General features: G+C 37.8%; 19 protein-coding genes. 9 read left to right on the top strand and 10 right to left on the bottom strand.

Annotated elements, in window-relative coordinates; genetic code table 11:
• Positions 1–47: 47 nt before the first annotated feature.
• Entirely contained in the window at positions 48–2,276 is a 2,229-nt protein-coding gene (helD, locus tag ACIP9C_RS12440) for an RNA polymerase recycling motor HelD (RefSeq protein WP_401011011.1), read from the bottom strand.
• Positions 2,277–2,411: 135 nt separating this feature from the next.
• On the opposite strand from helD, the gene ACIP9C_RS12435 reads away from it, so the two are divergent.
• A complete protein-coding gene (locus ACIP9C_RS12435) occupies positions 2,412–3,131 on the top strand; it encodes a glycerophosphodiester phosphodiesterase (RefSeq protein WP_401011009.1) in 720 nt (239 codons plus the stop codon).
• A 92-nt stretch (positions 3,132–3,223) separates the two neighbouring features.
• Here the strand turns inward: ACIP9C_RS12435 and ACIP9C_RS12430 are convergent, their stop codons facing one another.
• Positions 3,224–4,246: a DUF2804 domain-containing protein gene (locus ACIP9C_RS12430; RefSeq protein ID WP_401011007.1), complete on the bottom strand. Its 1,023-nt coding sequence runs from the start codon at positions 4,244–4,246 to the stop codon at positions 3,224–3,226.
• Between the two features lie 184 nt (positions 4,247–4,430).
• Between ACIP9C_RS12430 and ACIP9C_RS12425 the strand changes: the two genes are divergently transcribed.
• Positions 4,431–4,925: an amidase domain-containing protein gene (locus tag ACIP9C_RS12425; protein WP_401011005.1), complete on the top strand. Its 495-nt coding sequence runs from the start codon at positions 4,431–4,433 to the stop codon at positions 4,923–4,925.
• Between the two features lie 102 nt (positions 4,926–5,027).
• On the top strand, positions 5,028–5,600 hold the full coding sequence (locus tag ACIP9C_RS12420) for a nitroreductase family protein (protein ID WP_340821125.1): 573 nt from the start codon (positions 5,028–5,030) through the stop codon (positions 5,598–5,600).
• 396 nt (positions 5,601–5,996) lie between these two features.
• Here the strand turns inward: ACIP9C_RS12420 and ACIP9C_RS12415 are convergent, their stop codons facing one another.
• From ACIP9C_RS12415 to ACIP9C_RS12405, 3 genes are all read right to left on the bottom strand, one after another.
• Positions 5,997–7,379, bottom strand: coding sequence for a dipeptidase (locus tag ACIP9C_RS12415; RefSeq protein WP_401011003.1), 1,383 nt, complete (start codon positions 7,377–7,379; stop codon positions 5,997–5,999).
• A gap of 265 nt (positions 7,380–7,644) precedes the next feature.
• Positions 7,645–8,388 (bottom strand): SDR family NAD(P)-dependent oxidoreductase, encoded by a 744-nt coding sequence (locus ACIP9C_RS12410; protein ID WP_401011001.1) that lies wholly within the window; start codon positions 8,386–8,388, stop codon positions 7,645–7,647.
• Positions 8,389–8,408: 20 nt separating this feature from the next.
• Complete coding sequence (locus ACIP9C_RS12405) at positions 8,409–9,164, bottom strand: SDR family NAD(P)-dependent oxidoreductase (RefSeq protein WP_401010999.1); 756 nt, start codon at positions 9,162–9,164, stop codon at positions 8,409–8,411.
• 191 nt (positions 9,165–9,355) lie between these two features.
• Here ACIP9C_RS12405 and ACIP9C_RS12400 point away from each other — a divergent pair, with 191 nt between their 5' ends.
• Positions 9,356–10,486 (top strand): LuxR C-terminal-related transcriptional regulator, encoded by a 1,131-nt coding sequence (locus ACIP9C_RS12400; RefSeq protein WP_401010997.1) that lies wholly within the window; start codon positions 9,356–9,358, stop codon positions 10,484–10,486.
• A 458-nt stretch (positions 10,487–10,944) separates the two neighbouring features.
• Positions 10,945–11,493 (top strand): RNA polymerase sigma factor, encoded by a 549-nt coding sequence (locus ACIP9C_RS12395; protein ID WP_340821120.1) that lies wholly within the window; start codon positions 10,945–10,947, stop codon positions 11,491–11,493.
• Between the two features lie 129 nt (positions 11,494–11,622).
• Here ACIP9C_RS12395 and ACIP9C_RS12390 read toward each other — a convergent pair whose 3' ends face one another.
• The 5 genes from ACIP9C_RS12390 to ACIP9C_RS12370 form a co-directional block, all read right to left on the bottom strand.
• The gene (locus ACIP9C_RS12390) at positions 11,623–12,069 is read right to left on the bottom strand and encodes a MarR family winged helix-turn-helix transcriptional regulator (protein WP_340821119.1); all 447 of its coding nucleotides are present in this window, start codon (positions 12,067–12,069) and stop codon (positions 11,623–11,625) included.
• A 23-nt stretch (positions 12,070–12,092) separates the two neighbouring features.
• Positions 12,093–12,497, bottom strand: a complete 405-nt coding sequence (spx, locus tag ACIP9C_RS12385; RefSeq protein ID WP_036117523.1) for a transcriptional regulator Spx — start codon at positions 12,495–12,497, stop codon at positions 12,093–12,095.
• Positions 12,498–13,084: 587 nt separating this feature from the next.
• The gene (locus ACIP9C_RS12380; protein WP_401010994.1) at positions 13,085–14,650 is read right to left on the bottom strand and encodes an ABC-F family ATP-binding cassette domain-containing protein; all 1,566 of its coding nucleotides are present in this window, start codon (positions 14,648–14,650) and stop codon (positions 13,085–13,087) included.
• A gap of 98 nt (positions 14,651–14,748) precedes the next feature.
• On the bottom strand, positions 14,749–14,934 hold the full coding sequence (locus ACIP9C_RS12375) for an SE1832 family protein (RefSeq protein WP_173478723.1): 186 nt from the start codon (positions 14,932–14,934) through the stop codon (positions 14,749–14,751).
• Between the two features lie 228 nt (positions 14,935–15,162).
• Complete coding sequence (locus ACIP9C_RS12370; protein ID WP_401010992.1) at positions 15,163–16,209, bottom strand: PseG/SpsG family protein; 1,047 nt, start codon at positions 16,207–16,209, stop codon at positions 15,163–15,165.
• 243 nt (positions 16,210–16,452) lie between these two features.
• Here ACIP9C_RS12370 and ACIP9C_RS12365 point away from each other — a divergent pair, with 243 nt between their 5' ends.
• The 4 genes from ACIP9C_RS12365 to ACIP9C_RS12350 all read left to right on the top strand — a co-directional run bounded on the left by ACIP9C_RS12365 (position 16,453) and on the right by ACIP9C_RS12350 (position 22,658).
• Positions 16,453–17,292 carry an NAD(P)H-binding protein gene (locus ACIP9C_RS12365; protein WP_401011259.1) on the top strand — a complete coding sequence of 280 codons (840 nt, stop codon included), beginning with the start codon at positions 16,453–16,455 and terminating at the stop codon, positions 17,290–17,292.
• Between the two features lie 131 nt (positions 17,293–17,423).
• Positions 17,424–17,978, top strand: coding sequence for an NADPH-dependent FMN reductase (locus ACIP9C_RS12360; RefSeq protein ID WP_337982217.1), 555 nt, complete (start codon positions 17,424–17,426; stop codon positions 17,976–17,978).
• A 146-nt stretch (positions 17,979–18,124) separates the two neighbouring features.
• Positions 18,125–21,907 carry a DEAD/DEAH box helicase gene (locus tag ACIP9C_RS12355; RefSeq protein WP_401010991.1) on the top strand — a complete coding sequence of 1,261 codons (3,783 nt, stop codon included), beginning with the start codon at positions 18,125–18,127 and terminating at the stop codon, positions 21,905–21,907.
• 1 nt (position 21,908) lies between these two features.
• Entirely contained in the window at positions 21,909–22,658 is a 750-nt protein-coding gene (locus tag ACIP9C_RS12350; protein ID WP_401010989.1) for a hypothetical protein, read from the top strand.
• Positions 22,659–22,720 lie beyond the last annotated feature (62 nt).

Raw genomic sequence — 22,720 nt, 5'->3', positions numbered from 1 at the left:
CCTACTGTGCTATTTTTTTAGCTTTTAGAAATATGAAATGAGGATTTTTAATTATCTAATAAAAATGTCTTTTTTGATGGACCGATTAAATAAAGCTCATGCATTGCTCGAGTTAGTGCAACATAAAGTAGCTTTCTATCAATTTTAGTATCAAAGAAAGGAGTATCAAAGGCAGCAACAATGACAGCATCAAATTCCAGACCTTTTGCTAAATGGCTTGGTACAACAAGTAATACTTGCTGATTAATTGACACATCCTCAGTGAGTAGTTGACAAGGAATAGCGTCATTCGTCAAAGCCTGTTGCATTGATTTGGCTTCAGCTGTAGTTTTACAAATTAAAGCAATCGACTGATGCCTGTTTGCTCTAATGCGATCAAAAGCTTCTTTAATTTGTTGTGTATTAAAGGAAGCTGCCTGTATAAAAGTTGGTGCATCTCCGTGACGGACTACAGGTTCAACTAATGGTAGCTGCTCATCCATTTGCATTAAAATTTGGTTAGCGACCTCCATAATTTCAATGGTTGTACGGTAACTTTTTTGAAGTGTTCTGAAGCTGGCACGAGGGAATAAATTTTGTACAGGTTCCCAAGCTGTTAATGAACGGTAGCTATGAATCCCTTGTGCTAAATCACCTACCATTGTAAACATATCGGTTTCAAGCCCTGCTTTTAGAGCGGCTAGCTGGAATAGACTGTAGTCCTGTACTTCATCGATAAAGACAACGCGCATTTTCCACTCATCTGCAATCCCTTTTAGTCGTGCTTGTAAATAATAGAGAGCAGCTAAATCTTCTAGCATCCATTGCTCTTTAACATGTGCTTGTAAAAACTGCTGTTGCTCTAAATAATGCCATTCTGGTGCGACTTCTGCTAATAGCTCGGCATTTGTTAAAAGTGTACGATAGAGCGTTTTTACATTATATTTTGCAAAGCGGCGCATATAGACAGATACAGTCGATTTTGCTTCCTTTTCAATTGCTGGCATGCGTTCATCACGTTCATCTATAAATTTAGTGACAATGTGTTTACGCTTCTCTGCATCACGAATACCATTAAGTGCCTTGCCAAGTGCTTCATCGTACTTTGCATGTAACATATTTAAGACAGCTTGTTTCTTTTGGCGAACATGACTAGCTAGCACCTTTTTTATATGCGCGAGTCGTTTTTCAATTGGCATGTAAGAAAATTCATATAAAAACAACTTTTTTAAATGTGAGGCACGCATAATACGATATTTTTCAATAAATACATCTTCGAATTGTTCAGCGATTTGCAGTTCGATTTTTTGTAAATAGCGTTCTATCATATCGCGATAATAGAGGGAACCTTTAACTTCAGAAATCCACGCAGTAGGTTGATCAGCGCCACCTATTACTAATGATTCCAGCTGTTCATTAGGGTTGCGTAGCTTTAGTTTTAGTTTAGTTGCGGCAAGAACATAATCTGAAAATGTTGTTTGGCATATTTTATCAACACCAAGCTCTGGTAGGACATCTCCGATATAATCGATAAATAGCTTATTTGGTGCTAAAATCATAAGCTGCTCAGGATTAAAATGTTCGCCCATCGTATATAAGAAGTATGAGATACGGTGTAGCGCAATTGTCGTTTTTCCACTACCAGCGGCACCTTGAACGATAATTGGCTGACGAAGATGCGCGCGAATAATATCATTTTGTTCTTTCTGAATGGTAGAGACGATTTCTGTTAAGCGTACATCCGCTTTTCCTGCTAATGCCTCTTGGAGTAACTCATCATTTGTCGTTAAGTCAATATCTCGAATATCGAGTAATTCTCCATCTTCGATTTTATATTGGCGCTTGGCAAATAAATGTCCTTTATGAATTTCTCCACGTACATCATATTCCATATCTCCAAGACGTCCATCATAATAGACATTTGCCACAGGTGAACGCCAATCTACAATAATCGGTTCATGTGTATCGCGGTGAAACAAAGATGTTTTTCCGATATACAAAAATTCCTCAGGATCACCAGTCTTTTGAAAATGAATTCGAGCAAAATATGGCTTTTTTTGTACGGCTTCTAAACCTTCCTTTTGATTTCGAGCCATTTCAAAGAAGCGAGCGTTTGTTAAAATATTCAAATAACTTAAACTGGAATCTAAATAATCAAGATCTGCCATGGACTTCCGAATATTTTCTTGCGCAGATTGCAAATCACGCTGTGATTCATTTAAGATTTGTTGCATATAATTTTGGGTGTATGCTAGCCTCTCTAGCTCAGCCTGAAAATCCGGGTGTTTTACAGTCATTTTTAGCACCTCCTAAGTACTTACAAATTCAAGTAGATTCTCATACTACTATACAAAATTTTACCTATCAAGTGTAAATGTCATCATTCACTTATTGTTATACTATTAAGTAAAGATTAGAAGGAGGTTTTGCATTTGGATCTATTTGCACATAGGGGTGTATCTGCACACTATCCAGAAAATACAAAAGCTGCTTTTTATGCGGCTTCCAAGCTACCTATTGCGGGCATTGAGTTGGACGTTCATGTCACTGCTGACGGGGAGCTAGTAGTCATCCATGATGAAACGATTGACCGTACATCAAATGGTTCAGGCTATGTGAAAGACTTAACGCTTCAGCAGCTTCGTTCATATGATTATGGATCGTGGTTTGCAGAAGAATTTAAAGGTGAGAGTATTCCAACATTAGGTGAAGTATTAGAGCTTTTCGTTGCTACACATCACCGTATCAATATCGAGCTAAAAACCGATATCTTTCCGTATGAGGGAATTGAGGCGCTCGTGTTAAAGGAAATAGCGAAGCACCAAATAACTGAGCGAGTGATTATTTCTTCCTTTAATCATGAATCGCTTCAAACTGTATTTCGGATGGCGCCATACATTGAAACAGCTGCTTTATATGCTGAAATTTTAGTTGATTTTACAACATATACGACAAAAATCCCCGCAGATGCTATCCACGTTAGTTTACCAACAGCGTTTAGGAGATCAATAAGTGTAGCACTTGAACAAGGGGCAACGATACGTGTTTACACAGTTAATGACCTAGAGTATGCAAAACAATTGCAACAGCTTGGTATACATGCTGTTTTTACAGATGACCCAGAAGCAATACTAGCCGGATTAATAAAGTAAAGTGGCTAATAAGCAAAAAAATTCGCGATGCTTTTTGAAAAGGGGGCGAATTTTTTTGCAGCACATATGAACTTAATAAGTATTTTAGGCACTTACCATTTTGCTTGATGTTCCTCGATACAACCAAGCATTTGCTTAATAACAAGTGTCTCACCATTGTCTAATAGAACAGTACCGTCATAATAGCCAAACATCTGGTGAACTTCCGATTTGACGAGCTTTGCATTTGTTGCGGCAACACGTTCAAAAAATGGGGAGAACGTTAGAGAAACTTGATTTGTGAATTTCGTCTTCACTTTCCAGCGTTGCATATAGTCCTCACGATCATAATCGAATAGTAAGTCCTCATGTATTTTTGTCATTTTCCCATCAACAAAAACCGCATTTTCAGTCATACCAGTACCATCAGTCCATTTACCACCTAAGTTGAGTCCAATACGTCTGCCACGAACCCGCTGTGACGCCATTCCCCAATTCCAAGTGGCTTCTCGAGGCCAAACACCCCGTCCGTAATCAAGTACAGCAAAACTTTCCTCGGGAGTAAATGTAAAGTGACGATTTCCGATAGTCACATCTCCTGACGTAGGGAGTATATGATGCTTCCCTGTAAATTGGAATGTTCTACGATTCCATGGAATGACTACATTCAATGATTCGTCTGCAGGAGGATGCTGAATAATTAAATTCGCACTTAGGGCATCGCCATCAAATGTAGGGATTGAAACGGATAAATGTGTTTCATTTTGAATATAGGTCATATCAATCGACATTTCACTATTACTGAAAGATACGGATTCAAGCACGTGTGTCGGCATTTTAAGCTTGCCACCAAGTGGAACTGTTATTGTTTTTTCAAAATAGCGCTGAGTTTCATATTCAAGGAAATACACGAAGCAGACCGCTGCGTAATCGAGATGACTAATAGTTGCGGAGAATAAAATCTCATCACCATAGACACACCAATAATTCCATTTCTTTTTACGCATGATATGACCACTTAAATTGCTATTTATGAGAGGTTTTCGTGCAAATCCAATAGCAGCTGGATTTAAATTACCTTTTTTATCGCATAAAAGAGTAGGCTGTAAGATTTCTTTCTCAGCATGCTGCTTCACATTCAACATCCCTTCTGTTCGTAAAATAAAAAAATGCCAATTTGTTTAATCTTATTGTAGCAAAAACTATCTTGAAATTGGAAAAGATAGCGCCTGATATAACCGTTTTCAGCAATAATACGATGAAGGACCTAATTAATAGAACGAATGATGTAGTCATATGATGGTCATAAGGAGGGGAAGCGTGGCCAAAATGTATAACAGACAGGCAGCTGTTCAATATGCGAATTTATGGTGGAATAGACGCAATCCAGCATTTCCAAACTTTGATGTCGATTGTACGAATTATATTTCGCAATGCTTACTTGCTGGAGGGGCACCGATGAGAGGTGCGCCAAATAGAGAACGGGGTTGGTGGATTCAGCAAGGCAACTGGAGTTTTAGCTGGTCTGTCGCACATTCTCTTAGATGGTATTTAGAGGGCTCGAAAACTGGTTTGAAGGCTACACGTGTGCAATCTGCAGAGGAGTTAGAGCTTGGGGATATCATATTTTACGATTTTCAAGGAGATGGCAGAATCGACCATTCTGTTATTGTCACGAGTATACAAAATGGAATTCCTTATGTGAATGCACATACTTCCGATAGTATTAACCGGCCCTATTTTTATCAAGATTCTACGGCTTATACCCCTAATATGACCTATTACTTCTACCATATAGATGATAGTTTTGCTTAGAGAGTTGGCGGTTTTAAAGCTCATCATTTTGTGATAATGTTGGAGATAGAACTAATGACGAATAATCAATATTCTAATATAAATAGAAGGAGATAATAAAAAATGAGTGAACAATTATTATCAGTAAGAGAAGCAATTATAAATCGCCGTTCTATAAAGAAATTTAATGGGAAGCCGGTAAATCGTGAAGAATTATTAAGCATTATTGATGATGCGATATGGGCACCTAACCATGGTAACCGTGAGCCTTGGCGTTTAGTTATAGCTTGTGATAATGAGTTAGTTGCAGTTCAACATCTATTACGTGATATAGCTATCCCAAAATGGCAAGATCTTTCTAGTGAAGATTTAGCCAAACAAACGACGAAATTTACACTACCAGGTGGCTTTGCTTTTGTCATTGTGCCAGAGGATGCACGTCAAAAAGAGCGTTTAGAAGATTATGCAGCAGCGAGTATTTTCATTCAAAATATCCAGCTCTTAGCTTGGGAGAAAGGCATCGGCACTTGCTGGAAAACACCAGGCTTCTTAGACAATCCGAAATTCCGTGAGGCATTGAAAGTACAGCCGGGTGAACGTGTAATTGCAATGCTACAAGTCGGATATTTTGATGAAGTTCCAAAAGGGAAAGAACGTAAAAAATCAGCAGAATTTGTAACAAATTTCGGTGAATAACCAATTGAAAAACCCCCTACCAGAAAAGGTGAGGGGATTTTTTTATTTAGTCAAAGTGCATTGTGAGTAATTCTAGTATTACGGAAAAACCGTCGTCCTTCGTGGAAAAACGAAAGCAGTTGGTGCATAATTTTACAATTATGGTGAAGGTAATAGTTCTTTCTATTACAACAAATAATTTAGAGGAGGACACTAGTTGTTGGTAGCGTAGGCGGCGACTCCTGCGTGAACGCACGTAGCGTAAGACGCAACAAACCACGTGTTAGCGAGGGTTGTGGTTTAGGGCTGCCCGGGAAGCGTCCGCCGTAGCGAACAACAACGGTAGCAGTAAAAAAGTGTTAGATTGATTGCATTCAATCTAACACTTTTTCTCTTTTGTACTAGCCTTGTGATTTATTATTTTTGTAACGCTGCAACCTCATATAAATAGTCGCCTAAAACACGTAAGCCTTTATCGAAGTTCTCTAAATGGAAGTGTTCGTTTGGTGCATGGAAGTTTTCACTCGATAAACCGAAGCCCATTAGAACAACAGGTAAATCTAAAATTTCATCAAATGCAGCAACGATTGGAATTGAACCACCACCACGTGTGTAAGCAGTTGGGACATTATAAACTTTTTCATACGAACGACCAGCCGCTTGAATAAATGGGTGATCAAATGGTGTTAAGAATGGACGTCCTTTATCGAATTCTGAAATGGTTACGTCTACACCAACAGGCTTATGTTTTTCAATATGTGCTTTTAATAATGCAACGATCTCTTCTGGATCTTGATTTGGTACTAGTCGGCATGTAATTTTTGCACCAGCTTCAGCGGGAAGTACAGTTTTAATGCCTTCGCCAGAGAAGCCACCGAACACTCCATTTACTTCTAATGTTGGACGAGCCCAAGTGCGTTCTAAATAAGAATAGCCAGCTTCACCAAATAATTCTGATACGCCAACTTCCTCTTTTACAGAGTCTTCGTCAAAGCCTAGCGCACGGAAAGCTTCACGTTCTTCTTCTGTTAATGGTAATACTTTGTCGTAGAAACCTTCTACTTGAATTGTGCCGTGTTCATCGCGGAAGGAAGCTAACATTTCAGCTAATGCATGGATAGCATTTTGCACGCCTCCACCGTAAAGGCCAGAATGTAAATCGCCTTTTGCTCCACGAACATCAATTTGTACGCCTGTAAGACCGCGTAAGCCATAGCATACTGCAGGTTTACCAGGACCATAAAGACCTGTATCTGAAATCAAAATTAAATCTGCAGCTAATTTTTCTTTATGCTCTTCGACGTAAGCAGGCAGGTGTGGACTTCCGATTTCTTCTTCACCTTCATAGATGAATTTTACGTTCACTGGTAATGTACCCGTTGTAGCAAATAGCGCTTCAATCATTTTTAAGTGCATAAACACTTGGCCTTTATCATCACTTGCGCCGCGAGCAAATAATTTGTTATCACGAATTGTAGGATTGAACGGCTCGCTTTCCCATAAATGTAATGGATCAACTGGCTGTACATCGTAGTGACCGTAAAACAAAATCGTCGGTTTACCTTCTGCATGTAACCAGTCAGCATAAACAACAGGGTGACCAGCAGTTTGCGTAATAGAGATGTTTTCCAAGTTTAGTTTTTTGAAGGCATCGGCTAGCCACTCAGCAGCGTGTTGAATATCTTCCTTATGTTCTGATAACGAACTAATACTTGGAATACGTAAAAATTCATTTAGCTCGTTTAAGTGTGCCTCACGATGTTCTGTAAAGTAAGCATTTAATGTCTCTAATTGCGTCATATTAGCATCCCTCTTTCAATATTTCGATAATAGAAATAGTATAGCATAATGTGGTTGGGGAATCCTGCTATTACAAAGGTTTCTACAGTTTTTATTAATGCTTCGCTCCACTAGCCTTTGCTGAAGATTATGACCTTAACCTTCCATAGTCTTCTTTTGAGTATTGCCTAACCTCTCTTGTCGATAACTTTTACATAAGTCCATCATTTCTATAAAAAAAGATCTGAATTCGATGTTTTCTCGAAATCAGACCTTTTTATAATAATTAGTGAGCAGTATAACCGCCATCAACAAGAAGTGTTGTACCGTTAACAAAGCTTGCGTCATCACTTGCTAAGAATAGCACGGCTTTCGCGATTTCTTCTGGTTTTCCAAGACGACCTTGTGGATGAAGGGATGCTAGGTATTCTTTATTTTTAGCGTCTACTTCTGCCAATAGTGGTGTGTCGATGTAGCCTGGACATACCGCATTTACGCGAATACCTTGTTTAGCATAAGCAGTACATAGATTTTGTGTTAATAATTTTACGCCACCTTTTGCAGATGAGTAGGCTGTTGGATTCGGTAAGGCAACAAAACTATGAATGGAACCAGCGTTAACAATAACGCCACCTGTACCTTGAGCAAGGAACTGTTCAATCGCATATTTATCAGAAAGAAATACACCTGATAAATTAATATCAATTGTTTTTTTCCATTTTTCGAAAGATAACTCATGTGCTGGTGCATCGTCAGCTACGCCTGCATTAGCATACATAACATCAAGTTTACCGTATTTATTCACAGTTTCATTAATCATGTTTTTAATGTCATCTTCGATAGTTACATCTGTTTTCACGAAAAGTGTATCAAAACCACTATTATTTAATTCATCTGAGATACTTTGTCCACGCTCAGAAAAATCAGCGATGACTACTTTTGCACCCTCTTGTGCAAAAAGGCGAACGGTTGCTTCACCGATACCGCTAGCTCCGCCTGTTACGATTGCTACTTTATCTTGTAGTTTCATATAAATGACCACCTTTATTTTTATTTTGCTGTTGCTCCGCCATCAATGACAAATTCTGCACCTGTTGAGAAGGAAGACTCATCAGAAGCTAAAAATAATACTGTTTGCGCTACTTCTTTAACAGAGCCTAAACGACCTAATGGGAAAATGCTTTTTCCTAATTCATCTTTAGAGCTTCCAGTTGTTGCGGACGCATAGTCTGCCATTCCTGTGTCAATGTAGCCTGGATGGATAGAGTTAACGCGTACTCCATATGGAGCATATTCCATTGCCGCATCTTTTGTCATAATGCGAACGGCTCCTTTACTAGCTCCGTATAATACGTGACCAGCAGCGCCTGTTAAGCCAGCAATAGAAGAAGCATTAATAACAGAGCCCTTATGTTGTTTAGCCATAAGTGGCATAATATGTTTCATCCCCAGGAAGACACCTGTCACATTGATGGACATTAAGCGATTCCAATCAGATAGTTCGATTTCTGCGAGTGGTTTAATGATATAGATACCTGCATTATTGAAAAGAATATCGACTTTGTTAAATGTTTTGATCGTTTCATCTGCGACATTTTTCCAGTCTTCTTCATTGCTAACATCATGGCGTACAAATAATGCTTCCCCGCCAATTGCCTCAATATCACGTACTGTGTCGTTACCAGATTGTTCGTTTATATCTGTAATAACTATTTTTGCTCCTTCTTTGGCAAATAATAGTGCAGTTTCTTTCCCGATTCCTGTACCTCCACCTGTAATAATGGCTACTGCATTTTCAAGTCTCATTTCATGCAAGCCCCTTTCGTTATTTCTGGTTATATAATTACCTTAGGATCCAAAAGTATTCACATTGTTTCGCGATACCTTTATTTTACTATTGTCAATTTGAAATACTATCCTATAAGATGCTGTATAATATAGTGAGTGAATATCCTCCATTTATAGGGGTATTTTAGTGTGAAGGAGAAGAATTTCCTATGACGCATCCATTTCAGCCAATTGAAGAAGTAACACTTCAAGAGTTTGTGTTATTTATTAAAGTTCATCATAAACAAATTAAAGAGAATATGAATATTTACCTCAATTTAGAACCTGCTATAGGCGAAACAGAACGAAATAGAGTCGCGCTGCTATTGGATTCATTTTTACGTTTACTGACACATACAAACATTGATGAATTAAATGGTGATGATAAGTATTTTTTTAATACATGGCTACAATCACAATTATCCATTATTGATAGAAAGAGCCTTAATTTATTTCAATTAATATTTGAAAAGTCATTGATTACGTTTATGATTCAACAAAAGAGTAGTCGAACGAATGCCGTCTTAATGTATGCATTATCATTATTTATTTCTCTAGTACAGCTTTACTATGACTATGAGGGAGAAGGCAAAAGTAGTAACATGCCGATTGAAAATGAGGGATTAAGACATTTACAGTTATTAGATAAGCTTGATAAATTGCTTATTAGTTCATCAGGCTATCAGGATTTAGCCTATATTTTAAAAAAATGTGAAGAATATTTTAGCTATAAAAGATGTGTGTTTTATGCATATGTCCCATGGTCCAATCAATTTTACGGTGTTATTGGAGCAGAGCTTCCTAAGGTGCAAAGTATGAAAGGGGAGCTAACTGGAGAAAACACTATACTTAATTCAAGAAAACCAATTTATTTAAAAAGCCCAAAAAATTACGTGAAGGAGGAGCATATCCAATTATTTGGTTTATCTTCAATTATTTTTATTCCTATTATTGGTGGGGATCAGTTATTCGGCTGGCTAACATTTGATCAGCTAGGCGAGGAATTTGATTGTACAAAGGAAGAATTAACTCTCCTTGAGGAAGTAGGAAAGCGTTTAGGCTTATTTTTATCACGTAAGAGTGAGAAGGTAGAGAAAAATACAGAACTTCATTTAACCGAAAGGGAGTCGATGATACTCGGCTTGCTTGCTGAAGGATATGACAATAAAAAAATTGCCAGTTTATTATTTTTAAGCGAGCATACAGTCAGGGATTATGTAAGTAGTTTAATGACAAAGCTCAAAGCAAAAAATCGAACACAGGTTGTTGCCTCATCTTTTCGTTTAGGGCTGTTAAGTTAACAAAAATGCGCTTCTGCTAGGAGTGCATTTTTTGTTTTTTACTACCGTTGGAAAATTAATGCGACAAAAGAGTATCTAAAAAACATTATTGATTCTGAGTAACTAGCTTAAAAAGCTCTTAAAGCGGGTAAGTACTTTAAGAACTTTTTGTTTATTATAAAAGATATGAAAAGTTCAATGCGACATTTATTGTAAGAGTTAAATTCATAATATTAAGAAAATTAATGATGGACATACAATTGTTGGTGAATCTGTTTAAACGTTAGTGGGAAAAGGTATCTTGAAAGTCTTTTGAGGTAAAAGAGATATAGTAGTAAAACAATTTTTACGAATATTACAAGTGAAAGCATTTAAGCTTACACGATTGTAATGAAATTGAAAGCCAATACGATAGAGTGTAATACATTATTTTGCGAGAATGTGTATAGAAGCAAGAACAAGAAGCGGAGGAATACACAATGAATGAAAAATTAGAAGGCGTATATGAGGAATATAACCGTTATATATACCACTTATGTTTGAAACTTACTCGCAATAATGTAGAAGCAGAAGATTTAATGCAAGAAGTATGGGTAAAAGTCGTGCGCTATGAAGATAGCGTTGCCGAAGTTGAACATATTAAAGCTTGGCTAACAACAATTACAATGAATACATTTAGAGATCGCTATCGAAAAAAAGTACGACGCAGTAAGTATATGATGAACCAACCTGAAACATTAGACGTACCGATTTTAGATTTGGTTCCCAATAATGACATTTCTACAGAAGAAAAAATTGAAAAAGAGATTGTGACGAAGCTAGTTCAGGACAAAATGGGTCAATTAGATACAATCTATCGTAAAACATTATGGTATTTCTACATAGACCAATATTCACTTGCTGAAATTTCTACAATTATGAAAGTATCAATCGGTACGGTGAAATCTCGTTTATTCCGTGCAAAAGCTCGGTTAAAAGAAATGCTAATGGCTGATGTGTCAATCGTCGAGGCTGTGCTGCCAGCGTAATAATAATATTGGTCGCACAACCATAACTACTTAGACGGAAGTATTCGTTCGGCCAATTCAAAAAAGGATGCACTGCAAACAGAAATTTGCGATGCATCCTTTTTCGTATTTTCACACAAAGATGAAAATTTAATCTTGCCGATTGGTATCAACAGATAGTAAGCATTTGGCGAAAATATCACGCAATGTTTGCACCTCTTCTGCTGAGAGCATACCAAACATATTATTAATAATTTCACTAACTTGTTGACGGGATTCTTCAAGTATTTCTTCACCCTCGGTAGTAATAACTAATTGTGAGGCTCTACGATCAGTAGCATGCTGCGTTTTTTCAATAAAGCCAGCATTAATCAGTTTGGTCGTTAATACCGTGACACCACCAGTTGTTACCTTTAAGCGTTCTGCTATTGCAGAAGGGCGCTTTGGTCCCTCCTGCGATAAGTAGTCTAAAATTAAAATATGGGATTTTGAAAAGCCGAGTGCATTATGATTATTCCACTCGTTTGCCCATTTACGCTCGATAGAAAAGACAACTTCAAACAATGAGGTAATGGCTTGTTGTTTTTCTTGATCCATATAAGGTCATCTCCAAAACTGTTTTAACTTTCTTGTGCCAATCTTGTCATCGCATTTAATTCGTAAGCACGTACTTTACGTGGAATAAAACGACGAATGTCCATCTCATTGTACCCAACTTGGATACGTTTTTCATCTATAAGGATAGGACTACGTAACATTCTTGGATGCGCTTGAATAATTGCGTACAGCTCTTGAATAGAAAGCTGATCAATATCAATATTTAAATTTTTAAAGTCATTTGAGTTTGTTGCAATAATTTCATCTGTACCATCTTCTGTCATGCTTAAAATTTCTTTAAATTCTGCAAGTGTAAGAGGATGTGACGTAATGCGTTTTTCTTTATATTCGATGTTGTGATCTTTTAACCATTTTAGTGCTTTTCTGGATGAAGAACAGCTCGCTTGTGAGTAGATAGTAACTGTCATTCTTCATTCCCCGCTTTCTTTGTTGGATTATATTTTATGAATAGCTTATTAGTAAGTAAAATAGGTTATACATATATCTTACTAGTAAGCTATATATAAATCAATAGTTAATTAAAAAACTTTTAAGAGAACATAATATTTTTAATCTATACTAAATATACGCTTGAAAGTGCGAAAAGTTTCATTAAATAAGCTTACAATGATGTAAGTTTAGAAGATTTAAAAAATAGGGAATTTTGAAACGATAGAAGTAAGTTTAAGTTAGTGGCGGTGAAGAAGTGCCAGTCACTCAAACAATTGTGAATTTTCATGGCAATGCCAGTAGAGTAGACTCCCGCAGAAAGCGAAGCTGATTTTTACGATATAGAAGGTGCGATGCTTTGCAAAAGAGTGACCACCTAAGAGCGAGTTCAAAAGTTGTCGCATACAGCACTGTCAGAAGGGGATATTATCCTAAGAAAAAATCCACCAAGTATCCTGCGGGAACAGCACAAAAAGTAAGACACAACAACGACGGTTGCGGCTTACCTTGTGCCCGCGGAAAGCGAAGTGGATTTTTACTCTTTAGAATGACACATTATTAGTATTTAGCTTTGTTGACCAGAAGTGAACCAGTCTTGTACATTCCATACTTTTGTTACTAAGCCTTCATAGAAATCAGGTTCATGGCTAACGAGAACAATTGTACCTTTAAATTCTTTCATAGCACGCTTTAACTCTTCTTTTGCATCGACATCTAAGTGGTTTGTCGGTTCGTCAAATAGTAACCAGTTTGCTTCTTCCATCATTAGCTTACATAATCGAACTTTAGCCTGCTCACCACCAGATAAAGAATTAAGTGGGCGAGTAATATGGTCTGTTTTTAGACCAGCACGTGCTAAAGCAGCGCGTACTTGTGCTTGTTCCATAGAAGGGAAAGCATTCCACACATCATCAATTGGTGTAATCTTATCTGCCTTAACTTCTTGTTCGAAATAAGAAGGAGCTAAATAATCACCACGAATTACCGTACCACCTAGTGGATTAATTTTACCAAGCATCGTTTTTAATAAAGTAGATTTACCAACACCATTCATGCCGACTAAGGCAATTTTTTCGCCGCGCTCAATCATAAATGAAAGAGGTGGTAGTAGTGGTTTGTCTTTATCGTAACCGATGACTAAATTCTCTGCTTCCACAACGTAACGGCTTGGCGTACGTGCTTCTTTAAAACCAAATTCAGGTTTCACCGCTGTTTCAGGACGATCAATACGTTCTAAACGATCAAGCTGCTTCGCGCGAGACTTTGCACGACCAGTTGTAGAGTAACGCGCTTTATTTTTCGCTATAAAGTCTTCTTGTTTTTTAATGAACTCTTGTTGCTTTTCATAAGCATCAATATGTTGACGTTTATTGATTTCAGCAAGCTCTAGAAACTTTTCGTACGTAGCTGTATAGCGAGTTAGCTTTGAAAACTCCAATTGGAAAATTACATCTACTGTCTCATTCATAAATTCCGTATCGTGGGAAATTAATAAGAATGCATGTGGATAATTTTTTAAATAGTTTTTCAACCATGTAATATGTTCTTCATCGAGATAGTTCGTTGGCTCATCGAGTAATAATACTTTTGGTTTCTCTAATAGTAGCTTTGCCAGTAAAACTTTCGTACGTTGACCACCAGAAAGGGCAGCTACATCGCGTTCAAGTCCAATAGCATCTAGACCCAGACCTCGTGCAACCTCCTCAATTTTCATATCGAGAGTGTAGAAATCTCCAGCATCAAGGGCATCCTGAACCTCTGCCATTTGTTCTAGTAAAACTTCTAATTCTTCAGGTGTTGCTTCAGCCATTTTACCTGTAATTTCGTTTAGCTCTTCTTCTTTCTTATATAGTGGGAGGAAGGCATCACGTAATGCATCACGCATAGTACGTCCAGCTGTAAGCGCAGTATGCTGGTCTAAATAGCCGTAATGTGTTCCAGGTAGCCATTCAACTTTTCCCGCATCGTGAATTGTTTGTCCTGTAATAATTCCCATAAGAGTAGATTTACCAACACCGTTTGCGCCGACAAGGCCAATATGATCGCCTTCTACTAAACGGAAAGAAACATCTTTAAAAAGTGTACGGTCACCGAAAGAATGACCTAAATTTTCAACTGTTAATATTGCCATATATGTTGCTCCTCCAAAATAATTCGATTAGGTCTTGTGTAAATAGATTAATCACAATGCTACTGCTACAACATAACAGTTGGCACGATGCAAATCCATTATAGCTCTGCTAGTTGTTTATTTAATTCTGCTAGCTGTGCTTCCATGTTAGCAAGGCGCTGCTCAGCTTTTGCGACTTGGTCGTTATGGCCTGTAGATTCAAGTTTTTCGATGTCACCTTGTAAATTCATATAATCCATTTTTAATTCTTTGATTTGATATTCAATATCACTTTTTGATGGCATGATACTTGGCTCCTTTAGTAGTTTATTTTTTATTAGGAAAGCGTGTAAAAGCGATGGAGGTTTTGTCATCCCCCACCGCTCAATTGTTAAAATTAATCGGGTACTGATGCGTTGAGATTCCTCAAATATTCTAGCCTACTTTGTATTGGATACATTCAACTAGAAGCAGGGGAATAACGAAAGTGAAAAATTCTAATATATTGTATCATATCCACCTTAAAAGAATCACTAAGTAGAAGCGATATTATGTCGATCATAAGCGAAATCCAGTAATAAAGATTCCAGCGTTTTGTTATTGCTAACGAGATTAAGCTGGCGCTGTTTTTTCACAGCACGTTCACTGCGAGCCTCATGTAATAAAAACTCCATAACGGCATTTTGTATTTGTGATTGTTTCATCTTACGCCCGAGGCCGAGATGTATAAAGCCATTATGCTCACGAGGGAATGCGTGTAATAGTTCATTTTCTGTCTGTGCAAGCGTAATACATGGCACACCATAGGAAGCAACCTTATATGGCGTATAGTTAGCATTGCAAATAATGACATCAGCTTTGGGTAATAATTTTAGAAGTGCGTCTTTATCACGCAAAATGGCAGTATTACGACGACTTAAAACCATCATTTGCAAGTCATCAGTCGCATGTCGATAGCTTTCATCTATCATTACTGTAATTTGTAGTGGGATTTGTAGCTGGGTTAGGTGTCGAAGAGTACGATATGTTAAGTTATGCTCGTCCCCATCCTCAAAAGCAACAACAATGTGAGGAGGGTTTTCTGGTGTTTTAAGATCTGGTAATTGTTCTGAATGCTGATAAGCTTCGGGTAATGCAAAAACGAAACTGCCACCAATATAATGGGAAGGCATGTAATCTTTAACTTCTTGATAGAGTGCTAGTAATACACAGTCACAGGCTTGGCCACCTTCACCAAAATCATCAAAATGAATAATCGTTTTACAAAATGGTCGTAAATTTTCCACTTGCCAGCTTTCTGAGTTACGACCATCCCTAACTATTAAATCAGGTTGTATAGCTTTTATTTGCTTAGGTAATTCGTCAAAATGATCGAATAGTATTGGTGAAAGATTGTGATTCATTAAAATTTGAATCCCATCATTTGAAGGGGTTTTGACGAATATGAAAACTTCCTCTTGTCCAAGCAACTTAGCTAATGTTGCAACCCGTTCAAAAGGATACAGCCCTTTATCAATACAGCTTTCAATTATGAAAACAATCGATTTTTTCGGTTTAATTGTTTGTGTTTCGTTTTGCAAATGTATCCCATCCTTTCATCTGTCTATTTAAATTATGGTGAAAATTGGGCAAGTATGTGTAAAAATTAACATTAGATAAATAATGTATGAGATGAAACTTTAAAAATTGAGTTTGCTATACCGATGAATAGTAGAGAGGACATGCAAAATAAAGCTAGTTCTCATTATTGAGGATACATACATAGGAATCGTCTTTTTGGAGCAAATAGAAGGATTTCTCGAAGGGGGAGAATAAAATTGGGCATGCGTTCGGCAATTGTTGTAGGGGCAACTGGATTAACAGGTAGCTCACTAATAGAACAGTTATGTGAAAACGATGAATATGTTTCCGTAATCGTTATATCACGACGAGAGCTACAATATAAGCACCCGAAGTTAGAGGTGAAAATTCGAAACTTCGATACATTAGAAGAAAAAGATATTGAGTTTGCTCATGAGCTATTTTGTTGTTTAGGCACAACGATAAAAAAGGCGGGCTCACGTGAGGCGTTTGAAAAAGTTGATTTTGAATATCCACTAGCCATTGCCTCATTGGCAAAAAAGCAAGGGATTCCGCATATGCTTGTCATAACAGCTATGGGTGCCAATGAGCAATCTCGATTTTACTATAATCGTGTGAAAGGGAAGCTTGAGCATGCATTAATAGAGCTTGGCTTACAGCGTCTATCAATTATTCGTCCCTCTCTTTTGGTGGGACAGCGCGATGAATTTCGTTTTGGTGAAAAGGCAGGAGAAAAGCTATTAAAACTTGCTAAACCTTTATTAATAGGACCATTAAAGCGTTTGCGCTCTATTGAGTCCACGCAAGTTGCAAAAGCAATGATCGTTATTGGGTTACATGGAAAGAAACAGCCGGTGGCAATTTATCCATCACAGGACTTAGCGAAAATGGATTTTCCTAATGTGGCACAAGATGAATTTACGCGTGAAGAGTTATTTAATTGGCAAAAATTTAAAGGCTCAGATGTGTCAGATGCAGAGCATAAGGTAAATCGAGAGGTCATTATTAATCGAGATAAATTTAAAGTGGAAGAAACGGTAGTAGACAAAGAGGTGACATTTAATCGGCACAATGAAAAATAGTCGTCTTTCCATTAAATATAGCATTCCGTCTAAAGACTGAATTTATTGTTTTGACTACTACAATTCTTCCCGAGCCACTATTCATTTGTTACAATATTATTGTAGAAGATGAATGTGGAGGCAAAATGAATATGAAAATTTTACTCGTTGATGGCACAATGTTTGGGCGTAAAACTGGTGCTATTTTAGAGCAAGTAGAGCGTTATATTAAAGATTTCGATGCTAGTTTCGACTTAGAAATTATGCATTTTAGTGAATATAAGCATCAAATTGTCGATGGTTCTCCATTAAATGACGATATGAAAAAAATGATTCAAAAATTTGAAGAAGCGGATGCGTATATTATTGCAACGCCAATTTTTCAAGCTTCAATTCCAGGTGTATTGAAAAATGCTTTTGATTTCTTACATCCGAAAACAATGCGTTATAAGCCGGTATCTATCGTAGCGAATGGTGGCACATATCAGCACCATTTAGTAGTTGAAAACCAATTAAAGCCTATTTTAGACTACTTCCGTGCACTTGTAACACCAAACTATGTATATACACATACATCTCATTTTGATGCAAATAATGTAATTGTAGACGAGGATGTTCATAATCGTTTACGTGAAATGGCACGTGTTTTCGTTCAGTACTGTGAAATGAGCAAAACATTACCGAAAGAAACAATAGACCAACATTAAAGATTTGTGTCCTAATGTCGGTACCAATAAGTATTAATCCCTTGTACAGTGGAAGGAAATCACTGTGCAGGGGATTTTTCTTTGCAAGATTCCTTTTACGATATGATAAAATAATACTTTAGTGAATTCGGAAGGGAGGGCAGCTCATGCAGAACATCGCTTTACTAGAGAAACAACGCTGTAATTTAATTTTGACGAATAAGGCGAAGGAGGCGGTAGAGGAATGCTCAGCAAATGAGCATGCCTTTTTTGCGTTACAAAAAACAATTACCGTCTATATTGAAAAAAGAAAAGCCAAAACAATTGGTGAAACGTTTTTATCGATTTATTTTAATGCAGAGCACAATGAAAAGTTAGATAGTGTACTTGCCGGAAAAACGGCAATTATGGATTGTGTGCTAAAAGTGGAAGGGTTATTAGCAACAAATATTCGTTTTGTACATATGCGAGGTCCAGTAAGTACGAATCGTCGCTTACCTGCTGCATTGCAATTTGTAACAAAGCCTAATAATGGTGCAGGTATCCCGCTTGACCTTCATACGAAAATAAGAGAGCTACCGATAGCTGAAGAACGCACCGAATATGTGAAAAAGCGTATTGCAAGTTGGGAAGGCTATTTAAAAATCCAAGAACGGGATGCAACAGTTGATGATATTCATACGGAATTTAAACAAAGCTACTTCAATGAAGACTTTTCACGTTTAACACTTGTATGTCCCTATGTAAAAGCGAAGGAATGGAAGCAACTCGAAGGTTTAAGTGTTAGCATCCAAGGGGTACGTGGCGAAATCGGACAAGTATTAAAATCGAATGCTAGCAAACAAACAGTGGAAATTGATTTAAAGCCTTTTGCACAGGATCAGGCTCGTAAAGATCAGTTAAACTTGCGCTCAAAACAAGCAAGCTTTAGTAATTTTGCAACACTAAGCCAAATTCGACGCTTACGCAATGGCTTTACGAAGCTAGAAAAGGGTGAAGCAGTTAATGCTAGTCTAGAGACGATTTTATTTGAAAAACGCCCAACTGTCCGCACTGCAAAGCTACGAGATGATATTGAGTTTCATAATAATTTAAATGAATATCAACGTAAAGCTGTTATCGGAGCCCTATCTGTTGAAGATTTGTATGTGATTCAAGGGCCACCGGGGACAGGGAAAACAACCGTTATTTCTGAAATTTGCCTGCAGAATGTTAAGGCAGGCTTGAAAACACTCGTGGCATCACAGTCAAATTTAGCTGTTGATAATGCATTAGGAAGACTTCTCTCCAATCAAGAAATTCGAATTTTACGGTATGGCCGAACAGAAAGTATTGAAGAAGAGGGAAAAAAATTCATTGAGGAAAATGTTGCCCTACATTGGCGTGAACAAACATTAGCTTCTGTTGAAGAAGAAATTATCGCTTTTGCTGAGCGTGAACAGGAATTGAAGGCAAGTATTTTAAAAGCAGTGGATGAGCGACAAAAGCTTGAGACATGGCTTGAGGAGCTAGTTAAGGAAATAGCTGCTAAGGAGCAGGCGGCAATAGACGAACCTATTTTGCAAAAAGAAATTCAATCGCTAAAAAAGGATTTGAAAACGGCAAAAGCAGAAAAAGAATCTATTGAAGAGCAAAAAGAGCATGTTGAGAAACAGCTAGCACAACTAGAGTCCGTTATACAATCGCAAGAACAAATTTTATCTGAATATGATTCGCTTGAACAGTTACAACAGACGATTCAAGATTGTACTCATAAAATTGAACAATGGCAAGCTGCTATTCAATATAAAGAATTACTTGTAGAAAAGCAGGAGCTGACATCGCAGTTTCAAGATATTCAACTAAAATATGACCAAGAAAATAAGCGATTGCTTTTAATGAAGGAAGGACAACAATACATTGGTACGTTAACGTCCTTTGATCGTATTCAACGCTTTTTAGAGCATTATCACATCCGTCCTACGCACATATTAGCTCAACAAATTGGGCGATTAGAGCATTTAGAGGATGCGAAAGATTTAGAAGCCTGGGCAACAATTAATTCTCGATTACAAAAAGCAATTGCAAAGCTTGAAGAATTGGTATCGCCTGAGGAGAAAGAGCGAGCGTTAGCTAAAAGTCGTCAACAGCCGGTTCAATCGTTCTCATTACAAAATTTAACGGGTGTATTTGCGCAGCTAAATGAGTCGTTTCAGGAAGGGCAAACGCCACCTATCGAACAGTTAGAGAGCTATTTACTAGGGCTTTATATGCGTCGCGATTTTGTTTGGCAAAAGGGTATGGCGCTTCGACAACAACAGGATCATAAAGATCGTGAATTTGAGTCACTACGTAAAAATATTAGTAGTTTAATACATCAAGAATGTGCCATTACAAGCTTCGATGTACAAAGCTTACAACGCCAATTACAGCCATTTATTACACATACCGAGCGTCTACAGCAACTCGCTGATACATTCCAAGCTGATGTTATGCCAGAAGAATCAGTGGAGCAGTTGAAAATGCTAGTATCTGAAACACAATCCTCTTTAAAAACAGCCCGTCAACAGCTTCAGGCCGTTGAGCAAGCTAACACACAACTCGTGCCAAAGAGAGCAGCTCAGCAAACAGCAAAGGCTAGCTTACATGAGGTTGAGGAACAGCTAGCGCAATTAGAAGAAAAGATTAAAGCTATAAATGTAGAAGGGCTAAAAAAGGAAAAACAACTAACTGCGTTAACAACATTGCTGCAATCTACGCCGGAGCGCACATATGAGGAAGTAAAAGAAACTATACAAACGGCAAATGAAAGCTTAGAAGAGTTACAGCGTAAAGAACAGCAGCTACCTCTACGTAAGAAATTACAAGAGCAATGGCGTGATAAGTTACAAAACGCAACAGAATATGATTTAGATGAAATTCGTAAATTATATGTGCGTCATGCCAATGTTATCGGAACAACATGCGTTGCTTCGGCAAGTAAGGAATTTATGGAAAACTATCCGACCTTTGATGTTGTCATAATCGACGAAGTATCCAAGGCGACACCTCCAGAGCTATTATTACCAATGCTAAAGGGTAAAAAAGTTATTTTAGTTGGTGACCATCATCAGCTACCACCACTTCTTGGTGATGATACGCTAGAGGAAACATTAAAGGGCATGTTAGAAGAAAATCCAAACTTCGATGGTGCACAAGAGCTAAAAAGCTTGCTGCGTGAATCGTTATTCGAGCGGTTATTTAATAACTTACCGCCAACACATAAGCAAATGCTTGCATTGCAATACCGTATGCATGAAAAAATTATGCACAGTATTACACCTTTCTACGCCAAGGAAGAGAATGGCCTGCAATGCGGTTTGCCGGATTCAGATTTAGCGCGTGACCATGGCTTAAAAGGACAATTCGTCAATCGAGATGATCATTTACTATGGATTGATATGCCAACTGAAAAACCATTTTTAGAGGAACAAGTTAAAGGTGGCACGAGCCGTTATAATGAAGGGGAGCTACAAACAATCCGCCGAATTTTAACAGATTTAAATGCTGCTGTTTTAGAAGCGAAAAATGCAGGGCGCATACCACAGGATGTACAAAAAAGTGTAGGCGTTATTAGCTTCTATGGCGAGCAAGTGAAGAAAATTAATCGTCTACTTCAACAGGAATTACAGCTACCCCATTTACAGTTTAGAACGGGAACAGTCGATAAGTTTCAGGGGATGGAGATGGATGTCATATTAGTTAGTATGGTACGTAATACGCCAAAGGGAGGGGACATTGGCTTTGCGAGAGATTATCGCAGGTTAAATGTTGCACTTTCTCGTGCGCGTGAATTGTTAATGCTTGTTGGCAGTGCAGATATGTTTGCAAAGCGTGCAAAGCATCAAGATACACGTGACATGTACAGCAATCTTTTAACGACGGTGAAATCCTACAACGGCTTGCGTAATCATGAAGGACAGGTGATGTAGGGTGTTGAAATTACAACAGCGTTTAATGCGAGAGTTACAGCAAAATCGTCATGTGAAAATAGTGAGATCTACTGAATGGTGTATTCCGGTTCGCACGATTGAAGTGACATATGAGCCAATTCGTCGCTCTACGATGGATGTCTTAATGAAAATGCTATTAATTAGCATGCAGGAAGCAAATTTTCAAAATGTGCAGGAATTGAGTGAGCTGTTACTAGTAGACCCACTTTTTATTGAGGATTTAGTGACGTTAATGTCTCGCGTCCGCCTTATAGAGCAAACGGATGGCTTCTATAAATTAACCTCTAAAGGGGAGCAACAATTGGAGCATGGCATTTTTGAGGAAGAGCTAGAGGTAGAAACGGCAACGCTCTTATTTAGTCCATGTCATCAAGCCATTCTTCCTGTAGGAGAAGAGGCAATAGAGGAATTTGATGAGTTACCTGAACCATATCGTTATGTCGATAAGGAGGCTGAGCAGCAAGAACATTTTGATGAGGAAATGATGCTAGCAGCTTTACAACAGGAAGAGGAAGAAGAATCTAGCTCACAAAAAATAGTAGCAACAATTGTTACTTCAGATGCGAAACAGATTAATGATATCCCCTGTTTAGAATTCGTCCTTTTTAATAAGGAGCAAAATATTGTATATGTCCGAGTATGGAATACATTGCTAAACCAATGGGATGAAAAGCTGGAACAGCAACTTACGGAAAAAGAGCAGCTACAATGGCGTGAACAATATTTATAAACGACAGAACGAGCGGTAAAGCAATGAGCTTACCGCTCGTTATTATGCTTAAAAAGAATAGT

This window comes from Lysinibacillus sp. NPDC093210, from assembly GCF_044753985.1.
Classification (GTDB): Bacteria; Bacillota; Bacilli; order Bacillales_A; family Planococcaceae; genus Lysinibacillus.
This window is presented reverse-complemented; position numbering and strand designations above follow the sequence as displayed.